This window comes from Pseudomonas extremorientalis (assembly GCF_001870465.1).
Classification (GTDB): Bacteria; Pseudomonadota; Gammaproteobacteria; order Pseudomonadales; family Pseudomonadaceae; genus Aquipseudomonas; species Aquipseudomonas extremorientalis.
The window spans coordinates 90,237-101,253 of sequence record NZ_MDGK01000056.1 but is presented as its reverse complement, the minus strand read 5'-3'; the positions used below and the strand labels follow the sequence as shown (position 1 = coordinate 101,253).

General features: G+C 63.5%; 6 protein-coding genes. 1 reads left to right on the top strand and 5 read right to left on the bottom strand.

Annotation, left to right across the window (positions count from 1 at the left end; genetic code table 11):
• Positions 1-70 precede the first annotated feature (70 nt).
• Positions 71-1,336: an urea ABC transporter substrate-binding protein gene (gene urtA, locus BFN10_RS23080; RefSeq protein ID WP_071491623.1), complete on the bottom strand. Its 1,266-nt coding sequence runs from the start codon at positions 1,334-1,336 to the stop codon at positions 71-73.
• 263 nt (positions 1,337-1,599) lie between these two features.
• Between urtA and BFN10_RS23075 the strand changes: the two genes are divergently transcribed.
• Complete coding sequence (locus BFN10_RS23075) at positions 1,600-6,156, top strand: DUF4329 domain-containing protein (protein ID WP_071491622.1); 4,557 nt, start codon at positions 1,600-1,602, stop codon at positions 6,154-6,156.
• A 5-nt stretch (positions 6,157-6,161) separates the two neighbouring features.
• Here BFN10_RS23075 and BFN10_RS23070 read toward each other — a convergent pair whose 3' ends face one another.
• From BFN10_RS23070 to BFN10_RS23055, 4 genes are read right to left on the bottom strand one after another with little or no spacing between them, the layout of a single operon-like run.
• Positions 6,162-7,172, bottom strand: a complete 1,011-nt coding sequence (locus BFN10_RS23070) for a FecCD family ABC transporter permease (protein ID WP_071491621.1) — start codon at positions 7,170-7,172, stop codon at positions 6,162-6,164.
• The gene (locus BFN10_RS23065) at positions 7,169-8,116 is read right to left on the bottom strand and encodes an ABC transporter substrate-binding protein (protein ID WP_071491620.1); all 948 of its coding nucleotides are present in this window, start codon (positions 8,114-8,116) and stop codon (positions 7,169-7,171) included. Before BFN10_RS23065 ends, BFN10_RS23070 begins: the two co-directional genes overlap by 4 nt.
• A complete protein-coding gene (locus BFN10_RS23060) occupies positions 8,113-8,901 on the bottom strand; it encodes an ABC transporter ATP-binding protein (protein ID WP_071491672.1) in 789 nt (262 codons plus the stop codon). The genes BFN10_RS23065 and BFN10_RS23060 overlap by 4 nt, the downstream gene beginning before the upstream one ends.
• Positions 8,901-11,009 carry a TonB-dependent receptor gene (locus BFN10_RS23055; RefSeq protein WP_071491619.1) on the bottom strand — a complete coding sequence of 703 codons (2,109 nt, stop codon included), beginning with the start codon at positions 11,007-11,009 and terminating at the stop codon, positions 8,901-8,903. Before BFN10_RS23055 ends, BFN10_RS23060 begins: the two co-directional genes overlap by 1 nt.
• Positions 11,010-11,017 lie beyond the last annotated feature (8 nt).

Genomic DNA, 11,017 nt, shown 5'->3' with positions numbered 1-11,017 from the left:
GCACATGCAGAGCCTGACACTCAGCTATCGGGGGCAAGCCCCCTCCCACATTTTTATCTGCGCTTGGGGCTTAGTTACTTTTCACCGCATAGTCCGGCTTCTTGTCATTGCCGGGGATGTAAGGGCTCCACGGTTGTGCGCGGATCGGCTCCTGGGTCTGCCACACCACCGAGAACTGCCCATCGGCCTGGATCTCGCCGATCATCACCGGCTTGTGCAGATGGTGGTTGGTCTTGTCCATGGTCAGGGTAAAGCCCGATGGCGCGGCGAAGGTCTGGCCGGCCAGGGCTTCGCGCACTTTGTCGACATCGGTGGACTTGGCTTTCTCGGCAGCCTGCGCCCACATGTGGATGCCCACGTAGGTGGCTTCCATCGGGTCGTTGGTCACGGCTTTATCCGCGCCCGGCAGGTTGTGTTTCTTGGCGTAGGCTTTCCAGTCGGCCACGAACTTCTTGTTCACCGGGTTCTCCACCGACTGGAAGTAGTTCCAGGCCGCCAGGTTGCCCACCAGGGGCTTGGTGTCGATACCACGCAATTCTTCTTCGCCCACCGAGAACGCCACCACCGGTACATCGGTGGCTTTCAGGCCCTGGTTGGCCAGCTCTTTGTAGAACGGCACGTTGGAGTCGCCGTTCACGGTAGAGATCACCGCGGTCTTGCCGCCGGCGGAGAACTTCTTGATGTTGGCGACGATGGTCTGGTAGTCGCTGTGCCCGAACGGGGTGTACACCTCTTCGATGTCCTTATCCGCGACGCCCTTGGAGTGCAGGAACGAGCGCAGGATCTTGTTGGTGGTGCGCGGGTACACGTAGTCGGTGCCCAGCAGGAAGAAGCGCTTGGCCGCACCGCCTTCTTCGCTCATCAGGTACTCCACCGCCGGGATCGCCTGCTGGTTGGGCGCCGCGCCGGTATAGAACACGTTCGGCGACATCTCTTCGCCTTCGTATTGCACCGGGTAGAACAGCAGGCCGTTGAGTTCTTCGAACACCGGCAACACCGATTTGCGCGACACCGAAGTCCAGCAGCCGAACACCACGGCGACCTTGTCCTGGGTCAGCAACTGGCGGCCCTTCTCGGCGAACAGCGGCCAGTTGGACGCCGGGTCGACCACCACCGGTTCGAGCATCTTGCCGTTCACGCCGCCCTTGGCGTTGATCTCGTCGATGGTCATCAACGCCATGTCTTTCAGGGACGTCTCGGAAATCGCCATGGTGCCGGACAACGAATGCAGGATGCCGACCTTGATGGTCTCGGCGGCCTGGAGGGTCCAGCTCATGCCCATGGCGGCGATGGATGCCGACAGTGTGAAAGCCTTGATCAAGCTGCGACGTTTCATGGTGCGATCTCCGTGAACCCAAGTGTTGTTGTTGGACAGATGCAGGGACGATTGCAAAGGCTGTGCCCGGTCGCTCAGGGGGCAGGCGCCAGGGCGGTATCCCGGTGGGCCGGTGCAGTGATGCGCACTGAAACGGCGCTCGACGGGGCCGGCGGTGCAGGCGGGGCGTTATTTTGGTGCGAGGTGCCGGCTAACTATTTAGCACCTGCAAAACGCGCGCAGGGAGGATGGTAGATCCTTCGATTCTGTTACGAGGTGTCCTCATGGACGACAAACCACCGCGCGCGGAGCGTGCAGCTATCCCACAGGGGCATGCCAAGCTGGGCACGTTGACGCCGGCCTTTATCAGTGCGGACGATGTGGTCCGTTATATCCACGGGCGCATCGCCCAACCCTTGAAGCTGGAGCACGCCAGCGTCATTCTGCAGCGCTTATCCGACGGTCTTTACCTGGCCAGTGAGCCCATCTCCGATCGGCCCACGGTCTTCAATTTCAACCTGTTGCTGGATCGCGACCCGGTCACCGAGGACTTCATCGATCCAGAAGGTTTGCGCATCGTCGGCAGCTGGCATACCCACCCGAACATGACCGAGTGGGTAATGCAGCAGAACCCCAAGTGGTCGGCGAGCGAAGTGAAAGCCTTCCAGGGTTTTTTTTCCGAGCCGGACATCATCTTCCTCTTTCAGGATCGCCATAAGTTCAAAAGCGCCTACCTGTCGGGGCCCGACGGGACCTTGATCAAGTTCGAGCCTGATGACTCTACGGCGGGTGCCGAGTACGGGCGCTGGTTGCGCTACCGAGAAGGCGGATTTGATTCACCCCATGCCCACGCCGGAGACATGATCGGCTACTACAAGAAGTTGGCATCGCTTGGGCGCCTGAGCTTTTTGGCGTCCATTCCTGTCTGGGGGGATTCGGTAGGGGAGGTTCCCACGGGCTGGGAACCCTACAAGCCATTCAAGGCGCCGCCGCTGCCGTTGCCTTGCGGACCGGTGTTTGCCGACAAGGACCAGGCTCTGGCGCACGCCTGGTCGCGCATCCAGCGCAAGCCGACGGTCAAGCAGCGTGTGTTGATCCTGCAACGCGACGGCAACGAGGGCTACCTGGCTGGCGAGCCCGAGCTGATGGCCACGGTTGGCGATGCATTGCCCGTATTGCCCGCCGGCTGTCACCTGCATGGTATCTACTTCCACTCCCGGCCTTTGCCGGGGCAGTACCCAGACCAGGAAGCCTGGCTGTACAAGAACTTCGTCAGCCCCCTGGAGTTGGCGCAACATATCGCGCAATTCCGCCAGTACAGGCGGGGGCCGCAGCCCACGCTGGGGGGCTCGCTGTACATTCGTATGCGCGACGAAGCGATCCTGCGTTATCGCTTCTCGGGTTCGGCCGCCGAGTCCCAATTGTTCACCCAGGCGGCCGACGGCACAGTGACGGACAACGGCATCCAGGACAAGTTACACGAAGGCACGCTGCTGACCCGTGACGTTGTCCGGCAAGTGGCCAGGGCCGGTGAGCTGACGGTGGAAAAGACCAGCGTGTTATGGGATCGCAGCGGCGTGGTGGACGATACCTGGACGCCTTACTCGCGGTTCCCGTTGCCGGAATTGAGCTCGGCATTCCTGACCGCGGACGACGCTGCGCGCTATGCCCATGTGCAGATAGGGTGCCAGCGTGAGCATGTCCATGGCGGGATGATCCTCAAGCGGGCCGATGGCCGTTTCGTGGTGACCGAGCCGGTGCCGTCCGGGCCACGTCCGTTCGCTTTCACCGGGCTCTATCCGCTGGACCGCCAGAAAATGCCGATTATCCTGCATCCCGGCCACCAGTTGCATGGCCGCTACGGGTCGCGGACCGCCCTGTCGCTGACAGACCCGGCCATTGCGACCCAGCGCCAGTGGACCCGCCAGGAAACCGAGCTGAACGCCCAGATGTTCCTTCCCGACGATGTGGCCGACCTGTTGGCAACGGGGCAGGTGGGTTACTTGTCTGGCACCGAAGACTGCCTGCTGGCCCTGGCTCCTTCAATCACCACCCCGGCATGGCGCCAACAATGGTCCGCCGAGGCGGCGGGCAAGCAAAGCGCGATCAACCAAAAACTGGAGCAGGGCAAGCTCAAGCCGGCCGACGTGGTCCGCGCACTGGCCGAGTCCGGGACGCTGCGGATAGTGCTCGGCAATGCGCTCTGGGGGCCCGCCGATCCCGTCGAACTGGATTGGGGGCCGTGGGTGCGCTTGCTGACCTTCCAGCGTCCGCAGAGGGTCAGCCATGGGCCGATCTTCGCCAGCGCCGACGCGGCCGCCGACTACCTGTATCAACACCGGCCCCATTACCAGGGGGAAGATCATGTCAGCCGGTATTTTGCATTCATCCTCAAGCACCGGCTCAGGGAAGAGTATGTCGGCAGTGAGCTATTCCCTGTGACCCGGCAATCGGCGCTGTTTGCCCTTAATAAGCTGTATGGCGACGAGCTGCCTGACGATTTCGACTGCCATAGCCTCTATTACAGCAAACCGTGGATTGGCAACGGCAACGCCGGCTGGCTGCAACGCTTTTTCATCGAACCGGAAGACTTGAGCGAGGCGCTTTTCCAGGCCCGGGTCAATGCGCTGCGCCCGCCCCTCGGCGCGCCGGTGTACATCGCAGTGCCGGAGGGTGCCCTGCTGCGTTATCAGTCCCCCTCCAACCAAGGCTTGTTCGAGGCCAACAGTAGCGGCGACGATGCTGCGACTGTGCGGGCCAAGCTCACTATCGGCACCCTGGAACCCCTGCAATTTGCCCGTGATGTCGCCACTTCGGGGCGTCTGGACGTGATCCGCACAAGCGCGTGCTGGGACAGCTATGGCCAGGTGACGGGGCTGTGGACACCCTACGAACATTTGGTGCGCCGCCGCCTGAGCCCGGCCTTCCTGTCGATGGACGACGCGGCACGTTATATACGCCGTCGCGTGCCGACCAGCATCGACCAGCCCTATGGCGGGCTTATCCTGCGGCGCGATGATGGCTGGTTCTTCGCCACCGAACCGTTAGGGGTGCCTGACGACAGCTTTGATCTGAAATGGATCTTTCCCGATGAGCTGACCACCCGTGGGGAACATCCCTTGCGTACGTCGCCGGTGGCCAGTTACTACGCGAGGCCGGTGGAGCAGTGGCCGTTCGTGCTGTCGCCTGAGCAGTCACAGGTGTACGGCAACATGTTTTCCACCCGTGCGCTGGCGCAAACCTTCTTGACCGAGCGGGCGCGCATGGCTCACTACTGGCTGGCCGCCGATGGTGCATTGCTGCGCTTGAAAAGCCGTCCTGACGAAAAAGCCCCGTTGGTGACTCAGGCCGACCTGGTCACGCGCCCGCGCAATCTCCATGACTGGTTCAACGGCAAGCTTGAACGCCTGGTACGAGAAGGCAGGTTGACCCCCACCGAATACGTCAACCGTGTCGCCATGACCTTCGACTTACAGGTCGTGCAAGGCAGTACGCTGTGGGGCGACGAAGGCGCGGTGCGCAGTTGGCGCCCCCATGCAGCGGCGACGTCGACCGATGACGCCTATGTGAGGGCGCGTCACGACCCTGCGTGCAGCCCGGTGCATGCCCAGGCCGATGACGCCGCACGCTACGCCCACGAGCTTGTCGGTGCGCGCACCGAATTCCAGTTCGGTTATGTGCTGGAGTCAACCAGCAACGGGCATTTCATCGCGACGTTGCCGGTCGAGGACGGGGGCTCCAGCCTGGCCCACCGTCGAGTATTCAGTGATGCCGGTTATCCGTATCGCTACAAATTGGCCGGCCTTTACCTGTGTGCGCAGTCATCGTCCGATGTTGCTCCCGGCAGTCCGTCGCGGGCGGGCGACAGTGTCTATCAGGGTTTGTTCTCGCCGTCCCGGCTGATCGAAGCGATGTACCAAGTGCACGCGGTGCAAGGCCGTGACGCGCTGCCTCTGTACCTGTCTTGCGCGGACGGTGCGCTGCTGCGGTTTGTGGTGCGCGACCCGCGCTTTACCGCGTACGGCGATGACCTCAAGTTGCGCCTGCGGCTGCTCAGCCCGCGCGACTTCATCCGGCGCATGGCGGCAGCGGGCGATTTGCATATCCTGGTGCCCAGCGAAAATTGGCCGGGCGCCGGTAAAGTGGATGCGCTGTGGCAACCGGGGCGTTCCCGTGGCGCCGAACCTTTCGGCAGCCGCTGGGCGCTGGGGCCGATTCATGCGCACGGGGACGACGCGGCGGGATTCGTGCATCAACACGCGGGGCGTTTTACCGGCCAGCAAGCGATCAGCGCGTTGCTGGAAAGCAATGGGGCAATGGGCAAGCACGCAGCGGTGCTGGCGTCGCCGGACAGCGGTTTTCCATCGGCAGTAGCTCCCGTGTTGTTCGTGAAGCAGCCTTGGCCCGAGGGCTGGCAAGTCTGGGCGGCGCACCTGCTGTTCCACGCCGGGTTGGATCAGCCGCTGCTTGGGGGCGAGCGCTCGTATGGCGAATACTTCGTCAGTTTTCGTGAATTGGCGTTCTACATTCACACGCTCAAGCAGCAAGGGCTGGCTATCAACGGCTTTTACCTGACGGCTCGGGACGGTGCCTTACTCAGCTATACGCCGCACTTCGACCAGGCGGAATACAGCCTGCTGACGACCACCGGCAAGTGGACCGCTGAGGGTGGCTACACGGCGTCCGCGCCCGTACCCTCCCAAGTGATTGGTGAGCTGGCGCGCAGGGGGCGGGTGCGGGTGTTGCACCGCGGTGAGTTCTGGACCCAGCGCGGTGTGCTGCGTGGCGACCTGAAACTACCTGGCGGGCCCACCCAGCGTCCATTGCGGAATGAACTGTGAGTCCCTCAGTGCCGACGCATCAGGCCGATGAAAAACAACCCGCCGATGGCCGCCGTGGCGACACCAATGGGCAGGTCTTCAGGGGCGATCAGCGTGCGGGCGGCCACGTCGACCCAGACCAGGAACAGACTGCCCAGCAGCACGCAGATCGGCAGCAGGCGGCGATGCTCGGCACCGACGAGACGCCGGGCGATGTGCGGCACCATCAGCCCTACAAAACCGATGGAGCCGCTGATGGAGACCAGCACACCGGTCATCAATGAGGCCACCAGGAACACCTTCAGCCGCACGGTGCGGGCGTTCAGGCCGAGGGTCACGGCGGTCTGTTCGCCGGCCATCAGCGCGTTCAACGGGCGTGCCATGCCCAGCAGCACCAGAAGTCCCAGCAGTACCGTCAGCGCCGGAATCGCTAGCAGCTCCCAGCGCGCCAGGCCGAGGCCGCCGAGCATCCAGAACATCACCGCCGAGGCGGCGCGATGGTCGCCCATGAACAGCAGCAGATTGGCCGCCGCCATCATCACAAAGGACACCGCCACACCGCACAGCAACAGACGATCGCTTTCCAGGCGACCGTTGCGACTGGCCACGGCCAACACCACCAGCATGCTCGCCAATGCCCCGACAAACGCGGCGATGGGCAAGGTCAGCAGGCCTATGACTTCGCCCACATGCAGCACCACGATCACCGCGCCCAGGGTGGCGCCGGACGTGACACCAAGCAGGTGCGGATCGGCCAGCGGGTTGCGCGTGACCGCCTGCAACACTGCGCCGATCAACGCCAGCCCGGCGCCCACCAGCGCGCCGAGCAGCATGCGCGGTACACGGATCAGCCACACGATATGTTCCTGCCCGGCCGGCCAATTCACTTCACCGATGCCGAGCGCTTTGTACAGCAGGATGCGCCACACGACGTCCACTGGCACCCGTGCCGGGCCGAAGCCCAGCGAGAGCACGCAGGAGACCAGCAGCACCGCGCCAAGCGCGGCGAGCAGCAGCCCATAGCGACGGGTGATCATTCGCCGTGGAACCCCTTGGCCAGGGTTTCCACCGCCAGCACGTTGTCGATACCCGGCGTGGCCTGCACGTAAGGGATCACGATAAAGCGCTGGTTGCGGATCGCATCCACCGCTTGCAGCGCCGGGTTGTTGAGCAGGAATTGCTCTTTCTGTTCGGCAGTGACTTCGCTGTAGTCGACGATCACGATCACCTGCGGGTTGCGCTCCACCACGGTCTCCCAGTTGACGCGGGTCCAACTGGCGTCGATGTCATCGAGAATGTTGCGCCCGCCCGCCGCGTCGATCAGCGCCTGGGGCATGCCCAGGCGGCCGGAGGTCATGGCGCGGTCTTCACCGCTGTCGTAGAGGAACACCCGGGGCTTGTCGGCGGGCAGGTCCTGTTGCACCTCGGCGACCTGCGCCTGCATCTGCGCGATCAAGGCATTGGCGCGTTCCTGCACATCGAAAATCCTGCCCAGGTTGCGCAGGTCGTTATAGGTGTCTTCCAGGGTCGCGGCCGGGCGCTTCATCACGAAGGCGCAGGATTCGGTCAGCTCATACACGTTGATGCCCAAGGGTTGCAGCGTGTTTGGCGTGAGGTCGCCGCCCACGCGCATGCCGTAGTCCCAGCCGGCGAAGAAGAAATCCACATTGGCGTTGAGCAGGGTTTCCACCGAGGGATACTTGCTCGCCAGCTCCGGCAGGCCGTCGAGCAGCTCGGCCATTTCCGGCGTGACCGACTTCCAGCCGGTAACGCCGCTGTAACCGGCCATGCTCGGCTTGAGGCCGAGGGCGAGCATCATCTGGGTCATGTTGATGTCGTGGCTGACCGCGTGTTTCGGCGCTTCCTGGAAGGTCACGTCGCGGTTGCAGCTCTTGATGGTCACCGGGTAGTGGGTCGCTTCGGCGAGTGCCCCGGTGGCATTGAACAACAAGGTAGTGGCAAGCAGCGAACGCAGGATCATGGTTGGGTTATCCAGGTGATTCGGGGGTAGCCGGACAGCGGGTGGGGATCGATCAACGCTTCGACGCCAAACACATCGCGCAGCAGTTCGCGGGTCAGCACCTCATGGGGCGTGCCGCTGGCGACGATGCGCCCGTGGTTGATCACATACAGGCGATCGCAGAAGGCGGCGGCCAGGTTGAGGTCGTGAATGCTCGCCAGGGTGCCGATGTGCAGGCGCTTGACCAGCCGCAGCAGCTCCAGTTGGTAGCGCGGGTCGAGGTGGTTGGTCGGCTCGTCGAGGATCAGCAATTGCGGTTGCTGGGCCAGGGCGCGGGCCAGGATCACACGTTGCTTTTCACCCCCGGACAGGGTGGCGAAAGCGTGATCCTCGAAGCCGTGCATGCCGACTGACGCCAGTACCTGGTGGATCAACTGCCGGTCGTGCAGCGTGTCGCCGTCGAACAGGCCCTTGTGCGGCGTACGGCCCATGGCGACCACTTCATCGACGCGCAGGCCGAACGCATCCGGGAACTCCTGCAGCACCACGGCAATGCGTTGCGCGCACCATTTCGAACTCTGTTTCCACACGTTCTGATGGTCGAGCAACACGTCGCCGCACGCCGGTTTGCTGAACCGGTAGGCGCAGCGCAACAGGCTGGTCTTGCCGCTGCCGTTAGGCCCGATCAGGCCGACGAACTCTCCCGCACCGACTTGCAGGCTGGCGTCACGCAGGTGGAACTGGTGATGACAATGGTCATGCCCCGGCGGGGTCCAGGCCAGGTCGCTGAGGGTGAGTGCGGTTATCAGAAGGTGTAGTCCGCCGTGACAAAGAACGAGCGTGGTTCGCCGAGGATCCACTGCTGGCCGTCGTTGTATTGGCTGACGGCGTAGGTGCGGTCGAACAGGTTGTTCAACTGCAGGCCCAGGGTGGTGTTGCGCAGGGCTTTCCACGATACGGTGGCATCGACCACGGTGTAGCTGGGCAACTCATTCTGGTTGGCCATGTCGGCATAACGTGCATCCACATAACGCACACCGGTACCGGCACGGATATCGTCGGTCACCGCCTTGCTCAGCCACAGGTTGGCGGTGCGACGTGGTACGTCCACCGGGCGGTTGCCGTCGCGGGACACTTGCACGCCGTTGACGTCCTGTTTGAAGTCGTCGTACTGCGCATGCACGATGGCCGCGTTGGCTTGCAGTTGCCAGGCGTGGGGCAGTTGCAGGTCGAGGCTGGCTTCCAGGCCACGGGAGGATTGTTGGCCGACTTGCTGCTGCAGGCTCGGATTGCCCGGCACGTCGGTGAGCAGTTTCTTTTTGACGATGTGATACGCCGCCAATGTCCATTCGCCGCGCTGATCCCAGAAGGCCTGTTTGATGCCGATCTCGGTCTGCTTGGCCGTGGACAGGTCGAACTGCTGCTGGCCCGGGCTCAGGGAAATCAGGCCACCGACGCCGTCGGTGCTGGTGGCGTACTGGCCATAGACCGAGGTGTCGGGCGTGATCGCGTAGACCAGGCCCGCCTTCCAGTTATTGCCGGTAAGGGTCTTGTCGGACTGGCTGCCGGTGCGCAGGTCATCACGGTCGATGTGCGCGTAGTCGCGGCGGATGCCGGTGATCAGCGATAGTTGGTCGGTGAGTTGCAGGCGGTTTTCCGCGAAGCCGGCGACGGTTTTGGTGGTGCTGGCGAACAGCGGCTTGAACGGGTCGTTGCTGGCGAACTGGCCCGGCGCGGGGTGGTTCACGTCGATGGGTTGGCCGCTGGTAAACGTGTCGGTAAACGGCGAGTTACTGGCCAGGCGGAAGCGGATACGGTTGTATTCCACGCCGGTCACGGTCTGGCTGTCGAGGCCGAACAGGCTGTGCTTGAAGGTGAAGGTCTGGCGGTCGCCCACCTGTTCCTGGTTGTGCTTGATGCCATAGTTGCCGCTGCGGGTCAGTTGGCCGCCGATGAAGTTGTAGTTCTCCGCGTTCTGCCAGCGACGCTGGTTTTTCAGGTAATACAGCTCGTTGGTGGAGCTGACGCTGTCGTTGATCTGCCACTCGCTGGTCAGGCGCGTCCACTGGTCGTTGTAGTGCTGGGTGTCGTTGCTGACGTTGTAGTTCTTGTCGCGCAGGCCCTTGTGCAACTGGCCGTTGATCAGCGGCGTGCCGAAGTAGTTCTGCGGGCGCTGGTCGCCGTAGTCGCTGGCGAAAGTGAAGCTCAGGTTGTCTGCCGCCTGCCAGCGCAGGGCACCGCTGACGAAGTCGCTGCTGGAGTCGCCGCGGTCGATAAAGCCGTTGCTGCGCAGGCGATTGAGGTTCAGACGGTAGCTCAGGGTGTCGGTCAGCGAGCCGCCGCTGTCCACGGCTTGTTGCTGGCGATCATACGAGCCGTAGCCGAGGCGGATGTGGTTTTCGATCTCGCCCTCGAAAGGCTTTTTCGGCACGGTGTTGATCACCGCACCGGTGGCGCCTTCGCCGTACAGCACCGAGGCCGGGCCGCGCAGTACGTCGACGCGCTCCACCGACCAGGTGTCCACCGGGAAGGTCGAGGTGCCCATGCCCATGTACATGCGGTTGCCGTCATACAACTGCATCACCGAGCCCTGGCCGGTAAAACCCCGGGCCGACAACGAGGTGCCGCCGTCGCCCGGCGTGCCGGTGCGGCTGATGCCGGTGGCGCGGGAAATCGCGTCCTGCACACTGGCGTCGCCGCGTTCGCGGATCTGCACGCCGGTCTGGCTCTCGACGCTGCCGGGGGTTTGCAGGGCGCTGAGGTTCAGGCGCGAGCCGGCGGTGGTCGGGGTCTTGAGGTCGACGTGGTCATCGTCCACGGCAGGTGCAGTGACGGGGCTGGCGGGCAGAGTCAGGGCCTGGGCGCTGGTATGCAGGGCGAGCAGGCACAGGCCGGACGCGAGGTACTTGTTCATCGGACGAA

Coding starts and splice junctions, on each gene's coding strand:
- urtA (WP_071491623.1), bottom strand. CDS start 1,336: ATGAAACGTCGCAGCTTGATCAAGGCTTTCACACTGTCGGCATCCATC.
- BFN10_RS23065 (WP_071491620.1), bottom strand. CDS start 8,116: ATGATCCTGCGTTCGCTGCTTGCCACTACCTTGTTGTTCAATGCCACC.
- BFN10_RS23075 (WP_071491622.1), top strand. CDS start 1,600: ATGGACGACAAACCACCGCGCGCGGAGCGTGCAGCTATCCCACAGGGG.
- BFN10_RS23070 (WP_071491621.1), bottom strand. CDS start 7,172: ATGATCACCCGTCGCTATGGGCTGCTGCTCGCCGCGCTTGGCGCGGTG.
- BFN10_RS23055 (WP_071491619.1), bottom strand. CDS start 11,009: ATGAACAAGTACCTCGCGTCCGGCCTGTGCCTGCTCGCCCTGCATACC.